The sequence below is a fragment of the Curtobacterium sp. MCPF17_047 genome (assembly GCF_003234045.1).
Lineage (GTDB): Bacteria > Actinomycetota > Actinomycetes > Actinomycetales > Microbacteriaceae > Curtobacterium.
Genome location: NZ_QKSF01000012.1, coordinates 77,043 through 103,849, shown reverse-complemented (window position 1 = coordinate 103,849; position 26,807 = coordinate 77,043). Strand labels below are relative to the sequence as shown.

Here is a 26,807-nt window from a genome sequence, read left to right as displayed (position 1 = left end):
GCCCAGCAGTCGTGCCCCAGACTGACCGGATGTTGCGGAAACTCCTCCTCCTGGCCCTGACGGGCGGCTACGCCTGGGTGATCTGGCGGATGACGCTGACCCCGCACGTGTTCACCTCGGCCGAGAACTCCCTCGTCCTGCACGCCGTCGCCTGGGTGCAGCACCTGCCGCACGGTGCCTGGTTCACGTACGACCGCACCGAGTTCCTGGCGAACGTCGCGATGTTCGTGCCGGTCGGGCTCATCGCCGCGCTGTGGCTGCCCCGTCGCTGGTGGATCCTCGGCGCGCTGGTCGCCGTCGGGCTGTCGGTCGGGATCGAGTTCGCGCAGGCCGAGTACCTGCCGTACCGCGTGGCCGATCCCCGCGACGTCCTGTCGAACGGCATGGGCGGCCTGCTCGGGGCGACGCTCGTCGGGTTCGTGCGGAGTCTGCTCCCGGAACGTCGTCGGCGCCGCCGGCCCCTCCGGGCGCGGACCGTCTGAGCGGCCGGGTCCCGTCGACGCGTTCCTGCTCTGGTATGCTCGTGCGGTTGCCGTCGAACGGCCGCGGATCAAGAGCGCTCACGCATCAGGTGTGGGCACCGCGCAACGGACAGAGCTCTCACGCAGAGCAGGAAAGGGGATCCTCCATGGCACTTGACGCCAAGATCAAGCAGGAGATCATCGAAGAGTACGCGACCCACCCGGGCGACACCGGATCCCCCGAGGTCCAGGTCGCCGTTCTGACGCGTCGTATCAACGACCTGAACGAGCACCTCAAGGAGCACAAGCACGACCACCACTCGCGTCGTGGCCTGCTCCTCATGGTCGGTCAGCGCCGCCGTCTCCTCGGGTACCTCTCCGACGTCGACATCGCCCGCTACCGCACGCTCATCGAGCGTCTCGGCCTGCGCCGCTAGTCGTACCAGGAGCGCTGCCGTCGTGCAGCCCTGCTGATCGGAAGCCCCGTTCCTCTCCGTGAGGGACGGGGCTTCTGTCGTTCCGCGTGCGGCCACGGGAATGCACGTCGGCCTCCTCGGGTTCCTGCTATGGTTCATGCAAACGCATCGAAAGTCGGGAATCACCATGACCACCATCGCCGTCGTCTCCGCCGGTCTCTCCGAGCCCAGCTCGACCCGCCTGCTCGCCGACCGCCTCGGCGCCGCGACCGTCGGCGCGCTGTCGACCGCCGGCCGCTCCACCGGCGACCCGGTCGAGCTGCGGAACGTCGACCTCCGTCCGCTCGCGCACGAGATCACCGACGCCATGCTCACGCGCTTCGCCGCCCCGGCCCTGACCACCGCGATGGCGACGGTCGTCGAGGCGGATGCGGTCGTCTTCGTCACCCCGGTCTTCACCGCCGGCATGAGCGGCCTGGCGAAGTCCTTCCTCGACGTCCTCGACAAGGACGCCCTCGCCGACATGCCGGTGCTGCTCGGGGCCACCGGCGGCACCGCACGGCACTCGCTCGCCCTCGAACACGGCATCCGCCCGGTCTTCGCCTACCTCCGCGCCGCGGTCGTCCCCACCGGGGTCTTCGCGGCGACGGACGACTGGGGGAGCGACGACGCGGGCACGCTCGACGCGCGCATCCGCCGGGCCGGAGCCGACCTGGCGTGGATGATGCGGGCCTCCCGTCGTCAGCCGCAGCAGGCGGACGCCCTGCCCGAGGTCGTGGACTTCGCGTCGCTGCTCGGCGGGATGCAGCGCCAGCAGTAGCTGCTCTGCGTCGGGGTCAGTACCAGTGCGGGTCGACGCTCATCTCGTGGCCCCAGGCACCGCACGGCGTGCCGTAGCTGCTCTTGATGTACGCGAGGCCCCAGTTGACCTGCGTCTGCGCGTTCGTCCGCCAGTCCGCACCGGCGGCGGCGAGCTTCGACGCGGGGAGGGCCTGCGGGATCCCGTAGGCACCACTCGACGAGTTCAGGGCGTTCGCGCGCCAGCCGGACTCCTGCGTCCACAGTGACACCAGGCAGCCGAACTGGTCGTCGCCCCAGCCGTAGCTGCCGAGCACGCTCCGCGCGTAGGCCTGCGCGCCGGCCGGGTCGACCGTGACCCCCTCGGTGCTCGGGTAGGCGTTGCCGGCCGATGCCGAGCCCCCGGTCGAGGTGGGTGCCGCCGCGGCTGCCGCTGCTGCCCGGGCGGCGGCCCTCGCTGCCGCGGCCTGTGCTGCCGCCTGTGCGGCGACCGCCTGTCCGACCTCGTAGCGACGCTGCGTCTCAGCCGTCGAGTCCCGGAGTGTCGCGAGCTGCGCGTAGAGCTCGTCACTGTGCGACTCGGTCGACGCGACCGCCGCGTCCGCGCGCTGCTGCGCCGCCTTCGCCGTCGCGGCCTTCACCTCGGCGTCCGCGGCGAGCGAGGCGCGCTCGTCCTCGGCCCGGGCGGCCTGGTCGTGCAGCGAGGACGCCGTCTTCGCCGAGACGGCGGCGTCGTCCAGCACGCCGGCCCAGGTCGTGGACAGCTGGTCGAGCGCGCCCAGCTGGTAGAGCAGGGCGTCCGGGTTCCCCGCCGTCGCGATCCGGGTGGTCATCTGGTCGGTCGAGCCGTCGCGGTACAGGTCCGCGGCCAGCCGTCCCGCCCGTGTCTGCGCGCGCTCGGCGGTCGCTGCGGCCTGGTGGGCATGGGCCTGGAGGCTCGTGGCCGTCCGGGTGGCCTCGGCCAGGTCCGCCTCGGCCTGCGTCGCCTCCGCGGACCGGTCGAGGGCGACCTGCGACTTCGCGGCCGCCTCTGCCTGCACCGACTCCAGGGCTGCCCGGACCTTCGTGACCTCGGCCTGCTTGGCCTGCTCGTTCCCCTCCGCGCGCTGCACGTCCTGCCACGTCGGGTAGTCGGTGGCGGACGCCGGTGCGGAAGCGACCACCGGGACGACCAGGGCCCCCACGAGCACGGTCACGGCGAGGAGGACGTGCCGCCCGTGTGGCCGACGGACGAGGGCAGGGTTCCGACGCATCCCTGCAGGCTAGGTGAGGACACGCCCGTTCGCCTGGAGCACCGCCGCTCGTCCATCCCGGAATGCTAAGGTCGGCTGGTCTGGGGACCGTTCCCCGAGACGAATCACGACATCGCACGCAGACCGGCACGAAGCTGGTCATCGGTGGTGGCGTCCGGGCCGGTTGTCGTCCCGTGTGCTTCTACTGCTGGCCAGACATGCGTTCCGCGTCGTGGAGCGCACGTGCACGAGTGTGCCCGAGGCCTGGTCTGCTGCACCACACACGCAAGGAGGCATCCTCTATGGAGGGTCCCGAGATCAAGTTCGCGGAAGCGACCATCGACAACGGTCGCTTCGGCACCAGGACGGTCCGGTTCGAGACCGGTCGTCTCGCGCAGCAGGCACAGGGTGCCGTCGCCGCGTACCTCGACGAAGAGACCATGCTGCTCTCGGCCACCAGCGCCGGCAAGCACCCGCGTGAGGGCTTCGACTTCTTCCCGCTGACGGTCGACGTCGAAGAGCGCTCGTACGCAGCCGGCAAGATCCCCGGCTCGTTCTTCCGCCGCGAAGGCCGCCCCAGCACCGAGGCGATCCTCGTCTGCCGCCTCATCGACCGGCCGCTGCGCCCGTCGTTCGTCGACGGCCTCCGCAACGAGGTCCAGATCGTCATCACCGTCCTGAGCATCGCCCCGGACGAGTTCTACGACGCACTGGCCATCAACGCCGCGTCCGCGTCGACGCAGATCTCCGGTCTGCCGTTCTCCGGCCCGATCGCCGGTGTGCGTCTCGCACTGATCCCGGGCGCGAACGGCACCGACCAGTGGGTCGCGTTCCCGAAGGCCTCGCAGCTGGCCGAGGCCGTCTTCGACCTCACCGTCGCGGGCCGCGTCGTCACCGACGAAGCCGGCAACGAAGACGTCGCGATCATGATGGTCGAGGCCGAGGCCACCGAGCACAGCTGGGACCTCATCCAGGGCGGCGCCACCAAGCCCGACGAGTCCGTCGTCGCGCAGGGCCTCGAAGCGGCCAAGCCGTTCCTCAAGGCCCTCGTCGAGGCGCAGGCGAAGCTCGCCGCGCAGTCGGCCAAGGAGATCCAGGACTACCCGGTCTTCCCGCCGTACGCCGACGAGGTCTACGCGGCCGTCGAGTCCCTCGCGCTCTCCGAGCTCGGTGACGTCTACAAGATCGCCGGCAAGACCGAGCGGCAGGATGCCGACGACGCGCTCAAGTCGCGTGTCAAGGCCGCCATCGCCGAGCAGGTCTCCGCGGGCACGCTGCCCGAGGTCGCGAACAGCCAGGTCAGCGCCGCGTACAAGTCGGTCACGAAGAAGGTCGTCCGCGGCCGCATCCTGACCGAGCAGGTCCGCATGGACGGTCGTGGGCTCGCCGACATCCGTCCGCTCGACGCCGAGGTCGCCGTGATCCCGCGCGTCCACGGCTCCGCGGTGTTCCAGCGCGGCGAGACGCAGATCCTCGGCGTCACCACGCTGAACATGCTCAAGATGGAGCAGCAGATCGACTCGCTGTCGCCCATCACGAAGAAGCGTTACCTGCACCACTACAACTTCCCGCCGTACTCGACCGGTGAGACCGGCCGTGTCGGTTCGCCGAAGCGTCGCGAGATCGGGCACGGCTTCCTCGCCGAGCGCGCCCTCGTGCCGGTGCTGCCGTCGCGCGAGGAGTTCCCCTACGCGATCCGTCAGGTCTCCGAGGCGCTCAGCTCCAACGGTTCCACCTCGATGGGATCCGTCTGCGCCTCGACCCTGTCGCTGCTCAACGCCGGTGTGCCCCTCAAGGCCCCGGTCGCGGGCATCGCGATGGGCCTGGTCTCCGACACCGTCGACGGCCAGACCCGCTACGCGGCGCTGACCGACATCCTCGGTGCCGAGGACGCACTCGGTGACATGGACTTCAAGGTCGCCGGTACCTCTGAGTTCGTCACCGCCATCCAGCTCGACACCAAGCTCGACGGCATCCCGTCGTCGGTGCTCGACGCCGCGCTGAAGCAGGCCAAGGAGGCCCGTTCGGCCATCCTCGGTGTGCTCAACGAGGCCATCGACGGCCCGGACGAGATGGCCGACACCGCCCCGCGCGTGATCTCGGTCAACATCCCGGTCGACAAGATCGGCGAGCTGATCGGCCCGAAGGGCAAGACGATCAACGGCATCCAGGACACCACGGGCGCCGACATCTCGATCGAGGACGACGGCACGGTGTACATCGGTGCCGTCGACGGTCCGTCCGCCGAGGCCGCGCGTGCGCAGGTCAACGCGATCGCGAACCCGACGAACCCGGAGATCGGGGACCAGTTCCTCGGCACGGTCGTCAAGATCGCGACGTTCGGTGCCTTCGTGTCGCTGATGCCGGGCCGCGACGGTCTGCTGCACGTCTCCGAGGTCCGCAAGCTCGCCGGTGGCAAGCGCGTCGAGAACGTCGAGGACGTCCTGGGCGTCGGCCAGAAGATCCTGGTCGAGGTCACCAAGGTGGACGACCGCGGCAAGCTCTCGCTCGCCCCGGTCGTGGCCGACGAGGTCGACACCGAGGGTCGCGACGACCACGGCACCCACACCGAGGTCCCCGCCGAAGGCTGATCCCTGATCAGCTCGAGCGCCACAACGGCCGCCGTCCTGCTGGACGGCGGCCGTTGTCGTGTGGTGGGGCGGGCCTCCCGGCAGTGCCGACCGGACCGGACCCGCTCGGGTCAGGACGCCGGGGTCTCCTGGATGCCCACGAGCTGCGCGCGGCCGAGCAGGTGTTCGCGGAGCATGAAGCCGACGACGGCGGGGGTCGCCTCGGCGGGCACCTCGAGCGTCGGGACGTCGAGCGCGCTCAGCGTGAAGAAGTAGCGGTGCGGGCCGTGGCCAGCGGGCGGAGCGGCACCGAGGAAGGTGTCCGTACCGAACTCGTTCCGGCGACGGGTGGCACCCTCGGGCAGCAGTGCGTCATCGGTGCCGGCGCCCTGCGGAAGCGAGGTGACCGAGGCGGGGATGTCCGACAGGGACCAGTGCCAGAAGCCGGAGCCGGTCGGTGCGTCCGGGTCGTACACGGTGAGGACGAAGCTCCGGGTGCCCTCCGGTGCGCCGGACCATGCCAGCTCGGGGGAGCGGTCGGCACCGCCGGCGTCGCCGCCACGGGCCTCTTGCGGCAGGGCGCCGCCGTCGGTGAACTCGGGGCTTGTCAGTTCGAAGGTGGGGACGTCCGGCAGGTTCCAGTTGGGGTCGTTGGTCATGCTCGCAAGCCAACACCCGCTGACCCGACGGAACCGGGGAACGTCCGGTCGGACTGCTCAGGCGGCGAGCACGCGTTCCGCCACCCGACCGAGGGCGGCCGTCGCGGCGATCGCGTCCCCGGCGTAGGCACCGCTCATCGCGCCGTCGCGCGCGAGCATGAGTTCGTCGGCGCCGTCGCCGGGAAGCGGGTGACCGGCGTCCTGCAACAGGTCACCCAGTCGCTCCGTGTACCAGTCGCGGTGCATGGCGACGACCTGCCGGACCGGGTCGCGGGGGTCGTGGTACTCCGCAGCGGCGTTGAGGAACGCGCAGCCACGGAACTCGGCCTGGTTGACCTCGGTCGCGAGGGCGTCGACCCAGGCGCGGACGGCCGACTCCGGCGCGTCCGCACCGGCGACGATGCGGTCCATCACGGCCTGCTCGCGGGCGTGCTGCTCGTGCATGTAGGCGAGGATCAGGTTGTCCTTCGAGCCGTAGTGCTTGTAGAACGTCGCCTTCGTCACGCTCGCCTCGGAGATGAGCCGGTCGACGCCGACGCCGCGGATGCCCTCTTCGTAGAACAGTCGGAGGGCCGTCTCGAGGATGCGGACCTTCGCGCCGCCGGAACGGGGAGCCGGGGGGACGCTCGACCCGTCCGGCGACGGAAGGTTCTGTGTGCTCAGGGCCGGTCCTTGCAGACGCTGACCCAGGAGACGCTGGACGGTCGGTTGGGGGGAATCGACCGTCACAGCGTGGCTCTCCTTGGGTCATCGGCTCCGCGGCGGAGTGGGGGGACTCGTTGCCGCGCAGGACTGATGTCCCGAGCCACCGGATCGAGATCTAGGGGGGCTCTCGATCCGGTGACACCACAGTAGCACAAGGAGGACAGACAGACGAGTCGGTCTGTCCACATTTTTTGTCCCCCATCGGGTGCGCCGTGCCCCACCGGGCCGTCAAACTGGGCGACGGGTGTCCGCTCTTCAGTAGAGTCATGACGATGAACCGCCCAGTGCCGCTGCCGCTCGAGGCTCCGGAAACGTCCTTCGTGACGTCCGGTGGAGCCCTCGTCCGGCGCACCGTTCTCGCCTCGGGCGTCCGTGTGCTCACCGAATCCGTCCCGTCCGTCCACTCCACGAGCATCGGGTACTGGGTCGGTGTCGGCTCCCGGGACGAACGGGCCGGCCAGTTCGGTTCGACGCACTTCCTCGAACACCTGCTCTTCAAGGGCACGACCGAGCGCAGCGCGCTGGACATCGCCGTCGCGTTCGACTCCGTCGGTGGCGAGCACAACGCCGCGACCGCCAAGGAGTACACCTGCTACTACGCACGGGTGCGGGACACGGACGTCCCGATGGCCGTGGGGGTCATCGGCGACATGGTGTCGAACTCCACCCTCGAGTCCTCGGCGTTCGACATCGAGCGCGGGGTCATCCTCGAAGAACTCGCGATGGCCGCGGACGACCCGGCCGACGTCGCGGGCGAGGCCTTCTTCGCCGCCACCTTCGACGGGCATGCCCTGGGACGCCCGATCGGTGGCACCCCGGAGAGCATCCGTGAGGTCCAGCGTGACGAGGTGATGGCGCACTACGCCGAGCACTACGAGCCGAACGGCATCGTCGTCACCGCAGCTGGTGCCGTCGACCACGACCACTTCTGCGCCCTGGTCGAAGCCGTCTTCTCCGACGCGACCGCGGCCGGCCCGCTCGCCCGACGCGAAGCGCAGCCCGCCGCCGACCCCGTGGAGTCCTCGCTCCGGGTCGTGCACCGCCCGACCGAGCAGGTCAGCATGCTCCGTGGCTCGCAGGGGCTCGACCTGCGAGACGACCGTCGGCCGGTGCTGAGCGTGCTCAACGCCGTGCTCGGTGGCGGCATGAGCTCCCGGCTCTTCCAAGAGGTGCGCGAGCGCCGCGGTCTGGCGTACGCGGTGTCGTCCTTCGCTCCGGCGTACCTCGACAACGGCGCCTTCGGCGTCTACGCGGGGTGCGCGCCCGACAACGTCGCCGGTGTCATCGACATCATCGACGGTGAGTTCCGCCGGATGGCCGACGACGGCATCACGGACGAGGAGCTCCGCCGTGCCAAGGGCCAGATCGAGGGTGCGCTGACGCTCTCGCTCGAGGACTCCGACGCCCGGATGACCCGCCTCGGCCGGGCGGAGCTCGGCACGGGGGAGTTCACCGACCTCGCCACCGCCCTCGAGCGTGTGGACCGCGTGACCGCCGCGGACGTCCTCGACCTCTCCCGCGACCTCCTCACCCGACCGACCGTGACGGCCGTGGTCGGGGACGTCCAGCGCGAGCGCCTGGCAGCGGCGCTCGGGATCGACGGTTGACTTCCACGATGTCGCACTACCTCTACCTCGTCCGGCACGGCGAACACCAGGACGCCGAGCACGGTCTGCGCGACGGCAAGCTCTCGGAACGCGGCAAGCGGCAGGCCATGCTCATCGCCGACCGACTGGGCGGTGTGCCCTTCGACGGCGTCTGGCACTCCCCGCTCGACGCCCCGAGCGAGACCGCGTCGTTCCTGCAGCAGCGCCTCCCCGCGATCCAGCCCGAGCCGTCCACGCTGCTGTTCGACTGCATCCCCTCCGGCCCGACGCCCGACATGCCGCACGCCTACAAGGGCTGGTACGGCGGCGTCACGGAAGAGGAGATCGCTGCCGGGCAGGCACAGATGGAGGACGCCGTCGCGGAGTGGTTCACGCCCGCGATGGAGGACCGGCACGACCTCCTCATCACCCACAACGCCGTCATCGGCTGGTTCGTGCGCGAGGTCTTCCAGGCCCCCGAGTGGCGCTGGATGGGCACGAACGTCGCCCACAGCTCGCTGACGATCATCCGGATCCGGTCGGCGAAGCCCGCCGAGCTCGTCACACTGAACGACCTGGCGCACCTGCCCGTCGAACTCCGCACCGGCCTGCCGGTGCCGCAGCCTCTCTAGACGGAGCCCGTCCGTCGTCGCGACCCGCGCCGCGGACCGGCACCGTGCCTCCCGGGAGGCCCGTGGTGCGTCAGCGGACCGGCTTGCGGTACCAGGCGGTCGCGTTGGGGTTGTCGTTGAAGGCCGGCACGCGGTCGTAGCCACGGCTGCGGTACATCGCACCGGCGGCGACCAGCGCGTCGTTCGTGTCGAGGACGATGCTCGTCGCGCCGAACGCGGCCGCGGCCTGCTCGAGGACGTCCATCACGGCGGTCGCGACACCGTGCCCACGGCCCTCGGGCAGGACGAAGACGTGCTTGACCTCGAACCGGACCTCGTCGCCGTCGTCCGCGATGCGGCGGAGCCCGCCACAGCCGACTGCCGTGTCACCGTCGTACGCGACCACGAAGGTGCCGTTCGGGGGTGTGAGCTCGACGGTCGGTGTGCGCTTCCGCGTGTACGAGCCCTGCGCGCTCGGGAAGGTCGCCGCACGCTCGTCGAGGTACCGGTCGAGCAGGACGTCGACCTCCGGGGCGTCGGCGGGGACGGTGCGGACGGTGACCTGGCTGCGATCCTCGGGCATGCCCCGATCCTAGGATGGGGGCATGGTCACTCCCGTCGCCGTCGTCGGCGCCCCCGGTCGGCTCGGCGCCCTCGTGGCCGCCGTCGTCGAGGAACTGCCCGACTTCGAACTCGTCGCCCGACTGTCGTCGCGGGACCGCGCGCACGAGGCCGACGGCTCGGTGTTCGCCGGGGCGCGGATCGTCGTCGACGTCACCGTCCCCGCGCTCAGCCCGGCGATCGTCGAGAACGCCCTGGGCACCGGCGCGAACGTCCTGGTCGGCACCTCCGGCTGGTCGGGGGAGCGGCTCGGGAAGCTCCGCGCTTCGCTGGCGGAGCGGCCTGATCAGGGCGCCTTCGTCGTCCCGAACTTCTCGGTCGGCTCCGTGGTCGGCACCCACCTGGCCACGATCGCGGCGCCGTGGTTCCCCTCGGTCGAGATCGTCGAGAGCCACCACGCCGGCAAGATCGACTCCCCGTCCGGCACCGCGGTGCGCACCGCCGAGCTCATCGCCGACGCCCGACGTGACGTCGGCCCGGTGGATGCCCCGCACGTCGACCAGCGCGCTCGCGGACAGCAGGTCGCGAGCGTCCCGATCCACTCGCTGCGGCTCCCCGGCGTGAAGGCCGTGCAGGACGTCGTGCTGAGCGGCCCCGGCGAGACCCTGACCATCCGCCACGACACGGGCGACGACACCGCCTACCTGCCCGGCATCCGTGCGGCGCTGCAGGCGGTCGGGTCGATGCGCGGGCTGACGGTCGGGCTCGGCTCCGTCCTCGGCATCGGGTAGGGGGCGGCCGTGCGAGGCCTCCGGTCACCGCTCTGGGGCGTGCTGCTGATGACCGTCCTGCTCGTCGTGTACATCGTGCTCGTCGGGCAGCGTGCGGTCGCGTTCCTGTCGACGGGGATCCCGGTCGGGATCGGCATCGGCGTCGCCCTCGTCGTCATCGCCCTGGTCGGTGCGCTGCTCCTCGTGCTGGAACTCCGCTTCGGGCTGGGCATCACCCGGCTCGGGGCCCGGCTCGAGCGTGAGGGTGGTGCCCCGGACGACGTCGTCGACGTGCGGCCCTCGGGACGGCCCACCCGGTCGGCTGCGGACGCGGTGTTCCCGCGCTACCGCGCCGCGGTCGAGGCGGCACCGGACGACTGGCGCGCCTGGTACCGCCTCGGTGTGGTCTACGACGCGGCCGGCGACCGGAAGCGGGCCCGGGCCGCGATGCGGACGGCGCTCACGCACGCACGCTGACGGTCGTCGCTCAGAACGCGGCGTCGACCGCGTCCTCGGCCCGGGTGTACCGGAACGCGTAGCCGGACTCGAGCAGCTTCGTCGGTTCCATCCGCTGGTTCGACAGGAGCATCTCGTCGGCCGCGTCCTTGAGGACCGCGCGGAGCGCGAACGCCGGCACGCGGAACAGGTAGGGGCGGTGCAGGTCCTCGGCGACGCGCCTGGTGATCCGTTCGGCCACGGCGGGCTCGGGACCGGCGAGGTTCACCGGGCCGGAGACGTCGTCGGCGGTGGCGAGGTGCACGATCGCGCCGACCTCGTCCTCGAGCGCGATCCACGGCCAGTACTGCCCGCCGGTGCCGAGCCGACTGCCGACGCCGACCTTCGTCAGGGGGACCAGCGGCGCGAGGGCGCCACCGCCCTGGCCGACGACGATGCCGGTGCGGAGCAGGACGACGCGGACGCCCTCGGGTGCCCGCTCCGCCGCGGCCTCCCATGCACGACACACGTCGGCGAGGAACCCGGTGCCGACCGCCGCGTCGTCACCGAGCACGTCGACGGGACGGTCGCCGTACACGCCGGACGCGGAGCCGGAAAGGAAGACCTTCGGCGGGGTGTCCGCGGCACGCATCGCCTCGACGAGCGTCGTCGTCGAGTCGATCCGGGAGGCCCGGATCGCACGACGGTACGAGGCCGTCCACGGGAGCTTGCCGAGGCTCGCGCCGGCGAGGTTGACGACGACGTCGGCACCGTCCACGACCGCCGGGTCGAGCGGCCGTTCGCCGGGCGACCAGCGGAACTCGGTCGGGGTGCGCGGTTCCCTCCGGACCAGCGTCGAGACGTGGTGGCCGGCGTCACGGAAGGCACGGACCAGGGGCGTCCCGATGAAGCCGGATGCGCCGGCGACCAGGATCGAGAGCGGCTGTTGCGTCATGCCGCCACGGTACCCAGTCAGCTGACCGTGGGCCCGGCACGGTGTCGCTTAGGCTCGACGTCGTGACCGAGAACCCCACGCCGTACGAAGACCTGCTGCGCCGAGTGCTCGAGGAGGGTTCGCCCAAGGGCGACCGGACCGGCACCGGGACCCGCAGTCTGTTCGGCGCCCAGCTGCGCTACGACCTGTCACAGGGCTTCCCGCTCATCACGACGAAGCGCGTGCACATGAAGTCGATCGCGTACGAGCTGCTCTGGTTCCTCCGCGGCGACTCGAACGTGGGGTGGCTGCAGGAGCACGGCGTGCGGATCTGGAACGAGTGGGCGGGCGAGGACGGCGACCTCGGGCCGGTCTACGGCGTGCAGTGGCGTTCCTGGCCGACCCCGTCCGGCGAGCACGTCGACCAGATCGCCCAGGTGATCGAGCAGATCCGGACGAACCCGGACTCCCGCCGGCTCATCGTGTCTGCCTGGAACGTGGCGGACATCCCGAGCATGGCGCTCGCCCCCTGTCATGCCTTCTTCCAGTTCTACGTCAACGACGGCAAACTGTCGTGCCAGCTGTACCAGCGGAGCGCGGACATGTTCCTCGGCGTCCCGTTCAACATCGCCTCGTACGCGCTGCTCACCCACATGGTCGCGGCGCAGACCGGGCTCGAGGCCGGCGACTTCATCTGGACCGGCGGCGACTGCCACGTCTACGACAACCACGTCGAGCAGGTGCAGGAGCAGCTGTCCCGCACGGCGTTCGCGCTGCCGACGCTCGAGCTCGCCCCGCGCGACTCGATCGACGACTACGAGTACGAGGACATCACCGTCGTCGGCTACGAGCACCACCCGGCGATCTCGGGCAAGGTCGCGGTCTGATGGAGTCCCTCGGCACCGGTGTCGGCATGGTGTGGGCCCGCACGGCATCGGGAGTGATCGGTGCGGACGGGAGCATCCCCTGGCACGTGCCCGAGGACCTCGCGCACTTCCGGCAGGTCACGGGTGACGGCGTCGTGGTGATGGGCCGTCGCACGTGGGACTCGCTGCCCGAACGGTTCCGGCCGCTGCCGGGCCGGCGGAACGTGGTGCTGACCCGTGACGACACCTGGTCCGCGGCCGGTGCCGAGGTCGTCCACGACCTCGCGACCGCACTCGACACCGACGAGCCCGTCTGGGTGATCGGTGGCGGTGCGGTCTACGCCGACGCCGTGGCCTTCGCCGACCGCGTCTCCGAGACCGTCGTCGACGTCGAGGTCGACGGGGACACGGTCGCGCCGACCCTCGGCGACGACTGGACCCTCGTCGACGAGGGACCGTGGCAGGAGTCCCGCGTCGACGGCACCCGCTACCGCTTCCTCGAGTGGCGGCGCGGCGCCTGAACCCACGCTCCCGCACCGCCCGCCGGAGGTGATCCGAGCCTCCCGGCGGCCCACCGTCCGGGCGGACGGCGGTGCCCGCGCGCATCCCCGGTACGCTGGACCCCGTGTCCACGCGTGAGAATCCCTTCGGCCAGGTCCTCGTCGCGCTCGTGACCCCGTTCACCGCCGACGGCGAAGTGGACTGGCCGGGCGTCGAGCAGCACATCGACGACTGCATCACCGCGGGCGCCGACGGCATCGTCGTCACCGGCACCACCGGGGAGACGTCCACCCTCACCGACCCGGAGAAGCTCCGCCTGGTCGAGGTCGGCAAGTCCGTCGCCGCGGGCCGCGCGAAGATCATCACCGGCGGTGGCTCGAACGAGACCGCCCACGCGATCCACCTGTACAAGCAGAGCGAGCGTGCCGGCGCCGACGGCGTCATGATCGTCACGCCGTACTACAACAAGCCGACCCAGGCCGGTGTCCTCACGCACTTCCGGATGATCGCCGACGCGACCGACCTGCCGGTCATCCTGTACGACATCCCTGGCCGCACCGGCATCCCGATCACGTACGACACGATCCTCCGGGCGTCGAAGCACCCGAACATCCTCGCGGTGAAGGACGCCAAGGGCGACTTCGCCGAGGTGTCCCGGGTCCTCAACAACACCGACCTCATGTACTTCTCCGGCGACGACACGAACGTGCTCCCGCACCTGTCGATCGGCGCCACCGGACTCATCGGCGTCACCGCGAACATCACGAGCACGCCGTACCGCACCATCGTCGACGCCGTGAACCGCGGCGACCTGGCGACCGCGACGGCCGAGCACAAGCGCCTCGAGCCGCTCGTCCGCGCGATCATGACCCACGTGCCCGGCACCGTGGCGGCGAAGTACGTGCTGCACGGACTCGGCCGCATCGGCAGCCCGCGCGTCCGGCTGCCCCTCGTCGGCCCCGAGGACTCCGAGGCGTACGCCATCGAGACCTCGCTCGAAGCAGTCCACGACGTCCCGGGCGCCGACTTCTCCAACTTCCGCCCCGACCGCAACGCAGCGGCCGGCGGCGCGCTACCGAAGGTGCCAGGCACCACCCGTTGACGAACCGCGGCGTGCTCACGGCCCGCCGCCCGAATCCGTAGGACCGAATGCCCACACAGATCTCGACTCCCCAGCCGCTCGAACCCGGAACCCTCCGAGTCATCCCCGTCGGGGGACTCGGCGAGATCGGTCGCAACATGACCGTCTACGAGTTCGAGGGCAAGATCCTCATCGTCGACGCCGGCGTGCTCTTCCCCGAGGAGCACCAGCCCGGAGTCGACCTGATCCTGCCGGACTTCGCGCCGATCCGAGACCGCCTCGACGACGTCCTCGGTGTCGTGCTCACGCACGGTCACGAGGACCACATCGGCGCCGTCCCGTACCTGCTGAAGCTCCGCGGCGACATCCCGCTGATCGGTTCCACGCTGACCCTCGCGCTCGTCGAGGCGAAGCTCAAGGAACACCGGATCAAGCCGTACACGCTGAACGTGGCCGAGGACCAGACCGAGCAGATCGGTCCGTTCCACCTCGAGTTCGTCGCGGTGAACCACTCGATCCCGGACGCCCTCGCCGTCGCCATCACCACGCCGGCCGGCCGCGTGCTGCACACGGGCGACTTCAAGATGGACCAGCTGCCGCTGGACGACCGGATCACCGACCTCCGTGCCTTCGCCCGTCTGGGTGAGGCCGGCGTGGACCTGTTCCTGCCGGACTCGACGAACGCCGACGTGCCGGGCTTCACCGCCCCCGAGCGCGACATCGGCCCGGTGCTCGAGAACATCATCACGCGTGCCCGCAAGAAGGTCGTCGTCGCGAGCTTCTCGTCGCACGTGCACCGGGTTCAGCAGGTGCTCGACGCCGCCGCTGCCGCGAACCGCAAGGTCGCGTTCATGGGCCGGTCGATGATCCGCAACATGACGATCGCCGCCGAGCTCGGGTACCTCCGGGTGCCGGAGAACGTGCTCATCGACACCAAGAAGGCGAAGAACGTCCCCGACGACCAGATCGTCTACATGTCGACCGGGTCCCAGGGCGAGCCGATGGCGGTCCTGGCGCGGATGGCGAACCTCGAGCACCAGATCGAGATCGGCGAGGGCGACACCGTCATCCTCGCCTCGTCGCTCATCCCGGGCAACGAGAACGCCGTCTACCGGGTCATCGACGGGCTGACGAAGCTCGGCGCCAAGGTCGTGCACAAGGGCAACGCCAAGGTGCACGTCTCCGGCCATGCCTCCGCGGGCGAGCTGCTCTACTGCTACAACATCCTGCGTCCGCGCAACGTGATGCCCGTGCACGGCGAGCACCGCCACCTGTTCGCGAACGCCGACCTGGCGATCCAGACGGGTGTCCCGCCGCGCAACGTGATCCTGGGCGAGGACGGTACGGTCGTCGACCTCAAGGACGGCCAGGTCACGGTCGCCGGCCAGCTCGACATCGCGTACGTCTACGTCGACGGCTCCACGGTCGGCGAGATCACGGACGCCGACCTCAAGGACCGCCGCGTCCTGGCCGAGGAGGGCTTCATCACCGTCTTCTGCGCGGTCGACTTCACGACGGGCCAGTGCGTGATCGGCCCGGAGATCCAGTCGCGCGGGTTCGCCGAGGACGACTCCGTTTTCGACGAGGTCCGCCCCCAGATCGCGAAGGCCCTGGCCGAGGCCGCCGCCAACGGCACCCGGGACACCCACGCGTTCAGCCAGGTCGTCCGCCGCACCGTCGGCCGCTGGGTGAACACGAAGCACCGACGTCGTCCGATGATCGTGCCGGTGGTCATCGAGGCGTAGGCGCCGTCGCTGGCGTCCTGGAGGCCCGCCGTCACGTCCGCCACGGACGCTGCGGCGGGCCTTGCGTCCATCGTCGTCGGCTGGCGTTAGGGTCGACCCCATGGCCGGAGGCACCAAGTCGACCACGCGCACGCGCGCGTCGTCATCGTCGACCCGTGGAGGCGGGCCGCGCGGGACGTCGCGCACCCAGGCCACGACGAAGAAACTGCCGCAGGCGGCACCGACGCCGGTGTTCCGCGAGCAGAACCCGCTCGTGACCGCGTGGCTGGGCATGGCGCACGGCGTCGGTGCCGGCTTCCGGTTGCTCGGCAAGGAGTCGCTCGAGAAGGACCAGCGCCGCGACGGGTTCCCGTTCCTGCTGTTCGTCCTGGCGATCGCCGGTGCCGTGGTGGAGTGGCTCAACCCGACCAACGCGGTCTCCATCGCACTGGACGCGTACACGTTCGGCGGGCTGTTCGGCCGACTGGCGTTCGCACTCCCGGTGATCATGGTCGTCTTCGCCGGCTGGCTCTTCCGACACCCGGCGTCCGTGCACGACAACACCCGGATCGGCATCGGCCTCGGGCTGCTGCTCGTCTCGATCGCATCCCTCTGCCACGTCTTCGGTGGCCGACCGAGCGCGGTGGACGGCATGCCCGCCCTCGCTGCCGCCGGCGGCGTGCTCGGCTGGGTCGTCATCGGATGGCTCGTCGCGGTCGCCACGGCCTGGGTGGCCGTGCCCGTCGCGATCGTGCTGCTCGCACTGTCCCTCTTCATCATCACCAAGACGCCGCCGAACAAGCTCGGTCGCCGTCTGCACGAGCTCTACGCGTACCTGTTCGGCGCGCCCGGCCCCGCAGCCGAGACCGCCGAGGACGACGTCGACGCGGCTGCCGTCGCGACGAAGCCGAACCGGAAGCGCGGCGCGAAGGGGCAGTCGCAGGACTTCCCGCTGTTCGAGGACCTCGGGTTCGACGAGGGCGGCGCCCCCGTCGAGCCGGGTGCCGACGAGCACCTGCCCTGGTGGCGGCGCAACAAGTCCGGGCGTGAAGAGGACCCGGCGTACGACAGCCCGGTCATCCCGCCGGCCGGTGCCCCCGCAGCCGGGTCCCGCTCCCGTGCCGCCGGTGCCGCCGCCCTGCGCGACCTGACCCCGGCCGAGCCCGAGTCGGTCAACCTCAACGACTCGATCGAGCAGGACGTCGCCGACGACCTCGACCGGGCCGAGCAGGCGCTCCGCGACTTCGGCTCACCAGCGCCCGCCGCGCCGACCGAGGCGTTCCGTCCGGACCGTGACGTCGCGGCGGCCGTGGCCACGGGCCTCCCGTCCGGCGGCGCAGCCGTGGCCGCACCCGCCGTCGCACCGGTGCCCGTCGTCTCCGTGCCCGTGGTGTCCGGCGAGTCCGACCTCGGCGAGGTCGGTGTCGAGGACGAGCCCGAGGGACTGCCGCCCGTCGCCGGTGCCGAGGACCCGGCGCAGCCGTACCGCCTGCCGGCCGCGACCACGCTGAGCGCCGGCACGCCGTCGGTCGCCCGCAGCCAGGCGAACGACGAGATCGTGGCGGCCATCACGGGTGTCCTCACCGAGTTCAAGGTCGATGCGAAGGTCACCGGGTTCTCGCGCGGACCGACGGTCACGCGCTACGAGATCGAGCTCGGCCCGGGCGTGAAGGTCGAGCGCGTCACCGCGCTGTCGAAGAACCTGTCGTACGCGGTGGCCTCGAACGAGGTCCGCATCCTCTCGCCGATCCCCGGCAAGAGCGCGATCGGTGTCGAGATCCCGAACAGCGACCGCGAGATCGTGTCCCTCGGTGACGTGCTGCGCTCGAGTGCCGCCACCAAGTCGAAGCACCCGATGACCATCGGCGTCGGCAAGGACGTCGAGGGCGGCTTCGTCGTCGCGAACCTGGCGAAGATGCCGCACCTGTTGGTCGCGGGCTCCACCGGATCCGGCAAGTCGGTGTTCATCAACTCGATGATCACCTCGCTGCTCATGCGCGCGAAGCCGTCCGAGGTGCGGATGGTCCTCGTCGACCCGAAGCGCGTCGAGCTGTCCATCTACGCGGGGGTCCCGCACCTGATCACCCCGATCATCACGAACCCGAAGAAGGCGGCCGAAGCGCTGCAGTGGGTCGTGAAGGAGATGGACATGCGGTACGACGACCTGGCGTCCTTCGGGTTCCGCCACGTCGACGACTTCAACAAGGCCGTCCAGAACGAGGAGATCGTGCTGCCGGCCGGCAGTGAGCGGAAGCTCAAGCCGTACCCGTACCTGCTCGTCGTCGTCGACGAGCTCGCGGACCTCATGCTCGTCGCCCCGCGCGACGTCGAGGAGTCCATCGTCCGCATCACCCAGCTCGCCCGTGCCGCCGGCATCCACCTGGTGCTCGCCACGCAGCGCCCGTCGGTCGACGTCATCACCGGGCTCATCAAGGCGAACGTGCCCTCCCGGATCGCGTTCGCCGTGACCAGCGTCACCGACTCCCGCGTCATCCTCGACCAGCCGGGGGCCGACAAGCTCATCGGGCAGGGCGACGGGCTCTTCCTGCCGATGGGGTCGTCGAAGGCCGTCCGCGTGCAGGGCGCCTGGGTGCAGGAGGGCGAGGTCGCCGAGGTCGTCCAGCACGTCACCCGGCAGGCTCAGCCCGAGTACCGCCAGGACGTCGCTGCCGTGGTCGAGCGCAAGGAGATCGACGCTGACATCGGCGACGACCTCGAACTGCTGCTCGCGGCGGTCGAGCAGGTCGTCTCGACGCAGTTCGGCTCGACGTCGATGCTGCAGCGCAAGCTCCGCGTCGGCTTCGCGAAGGCCGGGCGCCTCATGGACCTGATGGAGTCCCGCGACATCGTCGGACCGTCCGAGGGGTCGAAGGCGCGCGACGTCCTCGTCACCGGGGACCAGCTGCCCTCGGTGCTCGCGAAGCTCCGGGGCGAAGAACCCCCCGCTGCGCCGACCGGCGCTCCGTCTGCCCCCGCCGGTGCGGCCGTCGAGTCAGACGACCGGTACGGCAACGACCCGGTCGCCGGCATGACGCGCGGGTACGATGAAGAGGAAGGCGACACCGACGAGGACGCCTGGGGCCTGACGGGCAGGGAGTGAGACCATGACCGCCTCCGACGGCACGACGAACCGGTTCCCGTGGCGTGGCCGGATCCTGCGCAAGGGTCCGGGCCCCGCGTCCACCGCGAACGTCGCCAACATCATCACCGTGGTGCGCATCCTCATGGCGCCCCTGTTCTTCGTCCTGCTCCTCGCCGACGCCGGCTCCGACGGACCGGTCCGCATCTGGGCCGCCGTGCTCTTCGTCGTGGCGATCGTCACGGACAGCGCCGACGGCATCATCGCCCGCCGGCAGAACCTGGTCACCGACTTCGGCAAGCTCGTCGACCCGATCGCCGACAAGGTCCTGATCGGCGGCGCGCTCGTCGCCCTGTCGATCCTCGGCGAGCTGCCCTGGTACGTGACCGTGCTGATCATGGTCCGGGAGATCGGGATCACCGTCTTCCGCTTCGCGGTGCTGTCCGACCGGGTGATCCCGGCCAGCCGCGGCGGGAAGATCAAGACCGTGCTGCAGGCCGTCGCGATCACGCTCGCGCTGTTCCCGTGGTGGGACCTCGTCGGCGACCTCGCGCACTGGGTGAACGGCATCCTCATGACCGCGGCGTTCGTCGCGACGGTCGCCAGCGGGGTGGACTACCTCGTGCAGGCCTGGAAGCACAACCGGACCGCAGCGTGAGCCTCCCGGTCGACGGAGGCCCCGCAGACGGCACCGACGTGGCTGATGTCGCCCGGGCGCTCGTCGCGGAGCTCACCGCCCGTGGCGAGACGGTCGCGGTGGCGGAGTCGCTGACCGGCGGGCTCGTGGTCGCGGAACTCGTCGGCGTCCCGGGGGCCAGTGCCGTCGTGCGTGGGGGAGTCGTGGCCTACGCGACCCCGGTGAAGGCCACGGTGCTCGGCGTCGACGCCGACCTGCTCGCCGAGCGCGGTGCGGTCGACGCGGAGGTCGCGCGCCAGATGGCCGCCGGTGTCCGGATCGCGCTGGCGGTCGACGGTGTCCCCGCCACCTGGGGGATCAGCACGACGGGTGTCGCCGGCCCGGACCCTCAGGACGGCAAGCCGGTCGGTACCGTGTTCATCGGCATCGCGGGCGGTTCCGGTGCGGAAGCGGTCGAACTGCACCTGGACGGGGAGCGCGGGGCAATCCGACGGGCCGTCGTCTCCGAACTCCTGGCACGACTGGGATCCAGAGTCCGGGGCGTGGAATAGGTGGCGTGACCGTCAGGTTACATCTCACGCAATCTCCAGCAGGACGGCAGCCGTACTGGCTACCATGCTGCAACCGGCAACGTCACGGTTGCTGGACCCGAGCTCGGTCATCCCGACCGAGCGGGCGCGGAGATGACAGGAAGGAGGAGTTCTCATGGTTCTCGTTCGTCAGGAAATCGGCGATGTGCTGCGGGACTTCCGCTTGCAGAAGGGCCGGACCCTCCGTCAGGTCGCGTCCAAGGCCAGCGTTGCCCTCGGGTACCTCAGCGAGGTCGAGCGTGGTCAGAAAGAGGCCAGCTCGGAGATCCTCGCTTCGGTTGCGGATGCTCTCGACACTCCCATCTCGACGATCATGCGCGAAGTGGGCGACCGCCTCGCGGTGGTCGAAGGACTCACCCGGGTGCCGGACACGCTTCCCGATGAACTCGTCGCCGAGTTCGACAACGACCTCGCGGTGCGCTGACGCCCACCGCACGAACGCCCTCGCCGGTCCGCCGGCGGGGGCGTTCGCCGTTGTTAAGGTGGTCCGATGCGCGTGAGTGAGTTCTGGCGAGCCGTCGACCAGGTGTTCGGGGATGCGTACGGGGCGGTCGTCGCGCGGGACGTCGTGCTCGAGCAACTCGGGGGGCGCTCGGCGGCTGACGCGCTCGATGCCGGGATCGACGCCCGGACGGTCTGGGAAGCGCTGTGCGACTCGCAGGACGTCCCCGAGGAGCGTCGGCACGGGCGAGGACTGCAGGAGCCGCGGGGCTGACGGACTCCAGCGCGCGGTACGAACGTGTGTTCGGCGTGTCGCTCGAACACGTGTTCGGTCGGTGCTACGTTCCTGCACAGCGACGTTGACCGGATGCTCCATCCACAACCCATGCTCGCCCCGGCAGTGATGTCGGTGGGCGGCCGTAGGTTCATGGACATCGGAACACGTCCGAAGCCTTGTCGCAGAACGAGTGGCCTTGCACCATCGGCCGGTCCGGACGCGACAGCCTACAGGCGGCCGTCACCAGCACGAAGGAGCATCCCATGCCATCAGCAGTAGACCGCGAGAAGGCCCTCGAGACCGCACTCGCCCAGATCGACCGTCAGTTCGGCAAGGGTGCCGTGATGCGCCTCGGGACCGACGAGCGCGCTCCGGTCGCCGTCATCCCCACCGGCTCCGTCGCGCTGGACGTCGCGCTCGGCATCGGTGGACTTCCCCGTGGCCGCATCATCGAGATCTACGGTCCGGAGTCCTCCGGCAAGACGACGCTGACGATCCACGCCATCGCCAACGCCCAGCGGAACGGCGGCATCGCGGCGTTCATCGACGCCGAGCACGCGCTCGACCCGGAGTACGCCAAGAAGCTCGGTGTGGACATCGACGCGCTCCTGGTGTCGCAGCCCGACACGGCTGAGCAGGCCCTCGAGATCGCCGACATGCTCGTCCGTTCGGGCTCCATCGACCTCATCGTCATCGACTCCGTCGCAGCCCTCGTGCCGCGCGCCGAGATCGAGGGTGAGATGGGTGACTCGCACGTCGGTCTGCAGGCGCGCCTCATGTCGCAGGCCCTGCGCAAGCTGGCCGGTGGTCTGAACCAGACGCAGACCACGATGATCTTCATCAACCAGCTGCGCGAGAAGATCGGCGTGTTCTTCGGTTCGCCGGAGACCACGTCCGGCGGTAAGGCGCTGAAGTTCTACGCCTCCGTCCGCCTCGACATCCGCCGCATCGAGACGTTGAAGACCGGTACCGAAGCAGTCGGCAACCGCACCCGCGTCAAGGTCGTCAAGAACAAGATGGCGCCGCCCTTCAAGCAGGCCGAATTCGACATCCTGTACGGCGTCGGCATCTCGCGCGAAGGCTCGCTGCTCGATTTCGGTGTCGACCACAACATCGTCAAGAAGTCCGGTGCCTGGTACACGTACGACGGTGACCAGCTCGGGCAGGGCAAGGAGAACTCCCGTGCCTTCCTGATCCAGAACCCCGAGATCGCGGCCGAGATCGAGGGCAAGATCCTCGCCAAGCTCGGTGTCGGTGGGGCCAAGGAAGCGGCACCGGTCGAGTCGATCGCGCCGAAGGTCGCGAAGGGCGCGTGACGGCCGGACAGGACGACGCGGACCTCGCACCCGTCACCGACCTCTTCGGTGCGCGGTCCCGTCGGGGCCCGTCCGCTGCGGCGCCGCGGACGGCTCCTCCACAGTCGGATGCCCCTGAGGGCACCCCAGAGCCCGACAGCAGCGCCAGCGCCGACCGTCCCGACGCAGACACCCCGGTGCCATTGCCGATCCGTGGCGCGCAGTCCGAGTGGCTGTCGCCCGTGGTGGGGGACGGCTCCGGACGCACGACCCGTGCCGAGCAGAGCGGGTACGACGGGGAGGAAGCCGATGCCCCCACCGCGTCGGTCTTCTCGATCACCGGCGGGGAGATCGATCCCGCCGACGCACCGCGGCCGCTCGACGAGCAGCGTGCTGACGCCGAGCGCATCAGCATGCGAGCGCTGAGCCGTCGTGGCGTCAGCACGTCCGAACTCCGGACGATGCTCGTCAAGCAGGACGAGTTCGACCCGGACGTCATCGAGCACGAGATCGAGCGGCTGACGCGGGTCGGGCTGCTCGACGACATCGCGTTGGCCACCGACCTGGTCGACCGGATGCACTCGCGGAAGGGGCTCGGGCGGCAGGCGATCGTCGCCGACCTCCGTCGTCGGGGGATCGACCAGGCCGCCATTGACGCCGCCCTCGAAGCGGCCGCCGACGACGAGGACGACGAGTTCGTCCGGGCCCTCGAGTTGGCTGCGAAGCGTGCCGGACAGATGCGCGGCCTCGACCGTGCGACCGCCGAACGCCGGCTGTCCGGGTTCCTGATGCGCAAGGGCTACAACGGTGGTGTCGTCCGCGTCGCCGTCGAGCGTGCCCTGGACGGACCGCGACGTCCGACGACCGGGGGCGGGACCGTCCGCTTCGAGTGACGGACGAGTGTCGTCTGCCGCGTGATGTGTCAGGAACGGGCCGGAGCGGACGCGCTCCGGCCCGTTCTCACGTTCCCGCGCTGCCGAGCGGACATCCCGGCGCTGCCGCGCGGACGTCCCGGCGCCGCCGCCGCGGACCCCGAGCCCGGACCTACACTGGACGATCATGGACACCGTCGCCTCGCGCCCGCGTACCTACGAAGTCCGCACGTACGGGTGCCAGATGAACGTGCACGACTCCGAACGGCTCAGCGGTTCGCTCCGCGCCGCCGGGTACGTGGCCGCCGGGTCCCAGGGGGCCGAGGACGAGCAGGCCGACGTCGTCGTGATCAACACCTGCGCGGTCCGCGAGAACGCCGACAAGCGTCTCTACGGCAACCTCGGGCGCCTCGCGTCGATCAAGCGCGACCACCCGGGCATGCAGATCGCGGTGGGCGGCTGCCTGGCGCAGAAGGACAAGGACGTCATCCTCGAGAAGGCACCCTGGGTGGACGTCGTCTTCGGTACGCACAACATGGGGTCGTTGCCGACCCTGCTCGAACGAGCGCGGCACAACGGCGAGGCGCAGCTCGAGATCCTCGAGTCGCTCGAGGTCTTCCCGTCGACGCTGCCCACCAAGCGGGAGTCGACCTCCAGCGGCTGGGTGTCGATCTCCGTCGGCTGCAACAACACCTGCACGTTCTGCATCGTGCCCGCCCTGCGCGGCAAGGAGAAGGACCGCCGTCCCGGCGACGTCCTCGCCGAGATCCAGGCGCTCGTCGACGACGGGGCGATCGAGGTCACCCTGCTCGGCCAGAACGTGAACTCCTACGGCGTCGAGTTCGGCGACCGCCAGGCGTTCGGCAAGCTCCTCCGCGCCACCGGGCAGATCGCCGGTCTGGAACGCGTCCGCTTCACGAGCCCGCACCCCGCCGCGTTCACGGACGACGTCATCGCCGCGATGGCCGAGACGCCGAACGTGATGCCGCAGCTGCACATGCCGCTGCAGTCCGGGTCCGACCGGGTGCTCAAGGCCATGCGTCGCAGCTACCGCAGCGAGCGGTTCCTCGGGATCCTCGACCGGGTGCGCGCCGCCATCCCGCACGCGGCGATCTCCACGGACGTCATCGTCGGTTTCCCCGGCGAGACCGAAGCCGACTTCCAGGACACGCTCCGGGTCGTCGAACAGGCCCGCTTCGCGACGGCGTTCACGTTCCAGTACTCGATCCGACCCGGCACCCCCGCCGCGACGATGGACGAGCAACTGCCGAAGCAGGTCGTGCAGGAACGGTACGAGCGACTCATCGCCCTGCAGGAGCGCATCACGGCCGAGGAGAACGCCGCGCAGGTGGGCCGCACGGTCGAGGTCCTGGTCGCCACGGGTGAGGGCAAGAAGGACGACGCCACGCACCGGCTCTCCGGCCGCGCCGAGGACTCCCGCCTGGTGCACTTCGCCGTCCCGAAGGGCTCTGAGGTCCCGCGGCCCGGCGACGTGGTCTCGGTGGAGATCACCCGGTCGGCACCCCACTTCCTCCTCGCGGACTCCGACGCTCCGTTGCGCATCCGTCGCACCCGGGCCGGCGACGCCTGGGACACCGCGCAGGCCGAGTCCTGCGGCGTCCCGACCCCGACCGTGCCCGGCGAGGGTGCCCGCCCGGTGTCGCTCGGCCTCCCCACGCTCCGTGTCGGCCGCTGACCTGATCGCCGTCGTCGGGGCGACCGGCACCGGCAAGTCCGAACTCGCCCTCGACATCGCCGAGCGGCACCGGGAGCAGGGCCGACGGGCGGAGATCGTCAACGCGGACGCCATGCAGCTCTACCGTGGCATGGACATCGGGACGGCGAAGGTGCCGGAGTCCGAACGGCGTGGCATCCCGCACCACCTGTTCGACGTCCTGGGGGTGACCGACGAAGCGAGCGTCGCCGCGTACCAGCGCGACGCCCGCGCCGTCATCGCGGACATCACGGCGGACGGCGGGATCGCGGTCCTCGTCGGCGGCAGCGGGCTGTACGTCTCGGCGGTGCTGTTCGACCTCGTGTTCCCGGGCACCGACCCGGTCCTCCGCGAGGAACTGGAGCGCGAGCACCGCGAACTCGGCCCGAACGTCCTGCTCGAGCGGCTCCGCGCGCTCGACCCCGAGGCCGCCGCCGTCATCGACGCGCGGAACCCGCGTCGTCTGATCCGGGCCGTCGAGATCGCGAGCCGGTCGGACCGTGTCACGCCGAGCCTCCCGTCCGCCCCGCGGTCCTGGCGACCCGCCCAGGTCCTGCACCTGCGTCGCGACCGTGAGCAGCTCGTCGACGCCCTGCGCGTGCGGGCCGAGCGGATGTTCGCCGACGGGCTCGTCGACGAGGTCGCGCGCCTCCGCGACGAGGGGCTCGAGCAGGGCCCGACGGCCCGTGCCGCGATCGGCTACGCGCAGGCGCTGCAGGTCCTCCGCGGCGAGGCGAGCACCGAGGAGGCCGTCGAGGCCACCAGCATCGCCACGCGCAAGTACGCCCGTCGGCAGGTCTCCTGGTTCAAGCGCTACACCGACGGCGACACGACGCACGTCAGCACCCTCGACGTCACCGGGGCCGGCACGGTAGAGCTGTCCGAGCTGGCCCGTAAGATCGTCCCGTGACCGAGCTGCACTTCACCAAGGGCCACGGGACCGGCAACGACTTCGTCCTGTTCGCCGACCCCGACGCCGCGGTCGACCTGACCCCCGACCGGATCCGCGCGATCGCCGACCGTCGGTTCGGGGTCGGCGCCGACGGCGTCATCCGTGCCGTGCGCTCCGACGCGATCCCGGAAGGACGGGCCATCCTCGACGAGGACCCCGACGCGACCTGGTTCATGGACTACCACAACGCCGACGGCTCGGTCGCGGAGATGTGCGGCAACGGCATCCGCGTCTTCGCCCGGTACCTGACCGAGGCGGGGCTCGTCGAGCTCGAGCCGGGCCGCACGCTGACGGTCGGTAGCCGGAAGGGCGTCGTCGACATCCAGCGCTCCTCGAACGGGTTCGCCGCGGACCTCGGGCGCTGGGGACTCGGCATCGACGGCGGCGGAGCGGACGACGTCCTCGTCCGGGCGAAGGACCTCGACAACGCTCGTCCCGGTCTGGGCATCGACGTCGGCAACCCGCACGTCGTCGTCGCGGTGGCCAGCGAAGCGGAGCTCGCAGGCATCGACCTCACCTACATCCCGGTCCTCGACCCGGCACCGACCACCGGTGCGAACGTCGAGTTCGTCCTGCCCGGCGACCCGCTCGTCACCGACGGCGTCGGCGAGATCACGATGCGCGTGCACGAGCGAGGCAGCGGCGAGACGCTCTCCTGCGGCACCGGCGCGGTGGCCGCGGCCCTCGCCACTCGGTACTGGGCTGGTGCCTCGGCACCGGACACCTGGCGCGTCCGCGTGCCGGGTGGCGTGCTCACCGTGCGCATGACGGCGACCGAGGACGGCGAACACGTCTCGCTCGCCGGTCCGGCCGAACTCGTGTTCTCCGGGGACCTGACGGTCTGAACGGGCACGCCGTTCGCGCTGCGGGTGGCGGTGCCGTCGGACGGGAGGCCCGGATCACCGGGCGGACGTCGCTGCGGCGATCCGTGCCTCCCGGCCGAGCGTCCCGCGTCTCCATGCCCTCACCGGTCCGGCCTGACCGCGCACTCCGGCCTGACCGCGCACTCCGCCCCGACCGCGCACTCCGCCCCGACCGCG

The 26,807-nt window shown here is 70.7% G+C and carries 27 protein-coding genes; 22 read left to right on the top strand and 5 right to left on the bottom strand.

Translation table 11 applies throughout. The annotated features are described in order from the left end of the window. The first annotated feature begins 29 nt into the window (after window positions 1-29). The 3 genes from DEJ33_RS13155 (at window position 30) to DEJ33_RS13145 (ending at window position 1,697) form a co-directional block, all read left to right on the top strand. Window positions 30-482 carry a VanZ family protein gene (locus tag DEJ33_RS13155; RefSeq protein WP_111195194.1) on the top strand — a complete coding sequence of 151 codons (453 nt, stop codon included), beginning with the start codon at window positions 30-32 and terminating at the stop codon, window positions 480-482. 146 nt (window positions 483-628) lie between these two features. Beyond that, window positions 629-898: a 30S ribosomal protein S15 gene (rpsO, locus tag DEJ33_RS13150; RefSeq protein WP_110904777.1), complete on the top strand. Its 270-nt coding sequence runs from the start codon at window positions 629-631 to the stop codon at window positions 896-898. A gap of 166 nt (window positions 899-1,064) precedes the next feature. Continuing rightward, window positions 1,065-1,697: a CE1759 family FMN reductase gene (locus DEJ33_RS13145; protein ID WP_181432963.1), complete on the top strand. Its 633-nt coding sequence runs from the start codon at window positions 1,065-1,067 to the stop codon at window positions 1,695-1,697. 16 nt (window positions 1,698-1,713) lie between these two features. Here the strand turns inward: DEJ33_RS13145 and DEJ33_RS13140 are convergent, their stop codons facing one another. Further along, the gene (locus DEJ33_RS13140) at window positions 1,714-2,928 is read right to left on the bottom strand and encodes a hypothetical protein (protein ID WP_146242631.1); all 1,215 of its coding nucleotides are present in this window, start codon (window positions 2,926-2,928) and stop codon (window positions 1,714-1,716) included. A 281-nt stretch (window positions 2,929-3,209) separates the two neighbouring features. Between DEJ33_RS13140 and DEJ33_RS13135 the strand changes: the two genes are divergently transcribed. Next, a complete protein-coding gene (locus DEJ33_RS13135; RefSeq protein ID WP_110904775.1) occupies window positions 3,210-5,498 on the top strand; it encodes a polyribonucleotide nucleotidyltransferase in 2,289 nt (762 codons plus the stop codon). Between the two features lie 110 nt (window positions 5,499-5,608). Here the strand turns inward: DEJ33_RS13135 and DEJ33_RS13130 are convergent, their stop codons facing one another. Both DEJ33_RS13130 and DEJ33_RS13125 read right to left on the bottom strand, forming a co-directional pair. Continuing rightward, complete coding sequence (locus tag DEJ33_RS13130; protein ID WP_111195192.1) at window positions 5,609-6,136, bottom strand: YbhB/YbcL family Raf kinase inhibitor-like protein; 528 nt, start codon at window positions 6,134-6,136, stop codon at window positions 5,609-5,611. Window positions 6,137-6,193: 57 nt separating this feature from the next. Then, entirely contained in the window at window positions 6,194-6,865 is a 672-nt protein-coding gene (locus tag DEJ33_RS13125) for a TetR/AcrR family transcriptional regulator (RefSeq protein WP_110904773.1), read from the bottom strand. 248 nt (window positions 6,866-7,113) lie between these two features. Here DEJ33_RS13125 and DEJ33_RS13120 point away from each other — a divergent pair, with 248 nt between their 5' ends. Both DEJ33_RS13120 and DEJ33_RS13115 read left to right on the top strand, forming a co-directional pair. Next, a complete protein-coding gene (locus DEJ33_RS13120) occupies window positions 7,114-8,448 on the top strand; it encodes a pitrilysin family protein (protein ID WP_111078934.1) in 1,335 nt (444 codons plus the stop codon). Window positions 8,449-8,456: 8 nt separating this feature from the next. Further along, window positions 8,457-9,059, top strand: coding sequence for a histidine phosphatase family protein (locus DEJ33_RS13115; protein WP_111045055.1), 603 nt, complete (start codon window positions 8,457-8,459; stop codon window positions 9,057-9,059). A gap of 70 nt (window positions 9,060-9,129) precedes the next feature. Here DEJ33_RS13115 and DEJ33_RS13110 read toward each other — a convergent pair whose 3' ends face one another. Continuing rightward, the gene (locus tag DEJ33_RS13110; protein ID WP_111078868.1) at window positions 9,130-9,621 is read right to left on the bottom strand and encodes a GNAT family N-acetyltransferase; all 492 of its coding nucleotides are present in this window, start codon (window positions 9,619-9,621) and stop codon (window positions 9,130-9,132) included. 22 nt (window positions 9,622-9,643) lie between these two features. On the opposite strand from DEJ33_RS13110, the gene DEJ33_RS13105 reads away from it, so the two are divergent. Both DEJ33_RS13105 and DEJ33_RS13100 read left to right on the top strand, forming a co-directional pair. Then, a complete protein-coding gene (locus tag DEJ33_RS13105; protein ID WP_111195191.1) occupies window positions 9,644-10,390 on the top strand; it encodes a 4-hydroxy-tetrahydrodipicolinate reductase in 747 nt (248 codons plus the stop codon). A gap of 48 nt (window positions 10,391-10,438) precedes the next feature. Beyond that, window positions 10,439-10,846: a tetratricopeptide repeat protein gene (locus tag DEJ33_RS13100; RefSeq protein ID WP_111078935.1), complete on the top strand. Its 408-nt coding sequence runs from the start codon at window positions 10,439-10,441 to the stop codon at window positions 10,844-10,846. Between the two features lie 10 nt (window positions 10,847-10,856). Here DEJ33_RS13100 and DEJ33_RS13095 read toward each other — a convergent pair whose 3' ends face one another. Then, on the bottom strand, window positions 10,857-11,759 hold the full coding sequence (locus DEJ33_RS13095) for a TIGR01777 family oxidoreductase (protein ID WP_111195190.1): 903 nt from the start codon (window positions 11,757-11,759) through the stop codon (window positions 10,857-10,859). A 62-nt stretch (window positions 11,760-11,821) separates the two neighbouring features. On the opposite strand from DEJ33_RS13095, the gene DEJ33_RS13090 reads away from it, so the two are divergent. The 14 genes from DEJ33_RS13090 to dapF all read left to right on the top strand — a co-directional run bounded on the left by DEJ33_RS13090 (window position 11,822) and on the right by dapF (window position 26,612). Then, entirely contained in the window at window positions 11,822-12,625 is an 804-nt protein-coding gene (locus DEJ33_RS13090) for a thymidylate synthase (RefSeq protein WP_111195189.1), read from the top strand. Further along, window positions 12,625-13,125, top strand: a complete 501-nt coding sequence (locus DEJ33_RS13085) for a dihydrofolate reductase (protein WP_111195188.1) — start codon at window positions 12,625-12,627, stop codon at window positions 13,123-13,125. The genes DEJ33_RS13090 and DEJ33_RS13085 overlap by 1 nt, the downstream gene beginning before the upstream one ends. 104 nt (window positions 13,126-13,229) lie before the next feature. Then, on the top strand, window positions 13,230-14,207 hold the full coding sequence (dapA, locus tag DEJ33_RS13080; protein ID WP_111078873.1) for a 4-hydroxy-tetrahydrodipicolinate synthase: 978 nt from the start codon (window positions 13,230-13,232) through the stop codon (window positions 14,205-14,207). A 47-nt stretch (window positions 14,208-14,254) separates the two neighbouring features. Then, window positions 14,255-15,931 (top strand): ribonuclease J, encoded by a 1,677-nt coding sequence (locus DEJ33_RS13075; RefSeq protein ID WP_111195187.1) that lies wholly within the window; start codon window positions 14,255-14,257, stop codon window positions 15,929-15,931. 100 nt (window positions 15,932-16,031) lie between these two features. Next, entirely contained in the window at window positions 16,032-19,010 is a 2,979-nt protein-coding gene (locus DEJ33_RS13070; protein ID WP_111195186.1) for a DNA translocase FtsK, read from the top strand. Between the two features lie 4 nt (window positions 19,011-19,014). Further along, window positions 19,015-19,647, top strand: a complete 633-nt coding sequence (gene pgsA, locus DEJ33_RS13065; protein WP_111195185.1) for a CDP-diacylglycerol--glycerol-3-phosphate 3-phosphatidyltransferase — start codon at window positions 19,015-19,017, stop codon at window positions 19,645-19,647. A 38-nt stretch (window positions 19,648-19,685) separates the two neighbouring features. Next, window positions 19,686-20,177 carry a CinA family protein gene (locus tag DEJ33_RS13060; RefSeq protein ID WP_111195204.1) on the top strand — a complete coding sequence of 164 codons (492 nt, stop codon included), beginning with the start codon at window positions 19,686-19,688 and terminating at the stop codon, window positions 20,175-20,177. Window positions 20,178-20,331: 154 nt separating this feature from the next. Next, the gene (locus tag DEJ33_RS13055; protein WP_110823882.1) at window positions 20,332-20,640 is read left to right on the top strand and encodes a helix-turn-helix domain-containing protein; all 309 of its coding nucleotides are present in this window, start codon (window positions 20,332-20,334) and stop codon (window positions 20,638-20,640) included. A gap of 66 nt (window positions 20,641-20,706) precedes the next feature. After that, complete coding sequence (locus tag DEJ33_RS13050) at window positions 20,707-20,931, top strand: DUF3046 domain-containing protein (RefSeq protein WP_111078877.1); 225 nt, start codon at window positions 20,707-20,709, stop codon at window positions 20,929-20,931. A 266-nt stretch (window positions 20,932-21,197) separates the two neighbouring features. After that, a complete protein-coding gene (recA, locus tag DEJ33_RS13045) occupies window positions 21,198-22,250 on the top strand; it encodes a recombinase RecA (RefSeq protein ID WP_110904761.1) in 1,053 nt (350 codons plus the stop codon). Window positions 22,251-22,426: 176 nt separating this feature from the next. Continuing rightward, window positions 22,427-23,122, top strand: a complete 696-nt coding sequence (locus tag DEJ33_RS13040) for a regulatory protein RecX (protein ID WP_146242630.1) — start codon at window positions 22,427-22,429, stop codon at window positions 23,120-23,122. A gap of 166 nt (window positions 23,123-23,288) precedes the next feature. Further along, a complete protein-coding gene (gene miaB / locus DEJ33_RS13035) occupies window positions 23,289-24,797 on the top strand; it encodes a tRNA (N6-isopentenyl adenosine(37)-C2)-methylthiotransferase MiaB (protein WP_111195183.1) in 1,509 nt (502 codons plus the stop codon). Further along, the gene (gene miaA, locus DEJ33_RS13030) at window positions 24,784-25,725 is read left to right on the top strand and encodes a tRNA (adenosine(37)-N6)-dimethylallyltransferase MiaA (RefSeq protein ID WP_111195182.1); all 942 of its coding nucleotides are present in this window, start codon (window positions 24,784-24,786) and stop codon (window positions 25,723-25,725) included. The genes miaB and miaA overlap by 14 nt, the downstream gene beginning before the upstream one ends. Next, complete coding sequence (gene dapF / locus DEJ33_RS13025) at window positions 25,722-26,612, top strand: diaminopimelate epimerase (protein WP_111195181.1); 891 nt, start codon at window positions 25,722-25,724, stop codon at window positions 26,610-26,612. The genes miaA and dapF overlap by 4 nt, the downstream gene beginning before the upstream one ends. The last annotated feature ends 195 nt before the right edge of the window (window positions 26,613-26,807 follow it).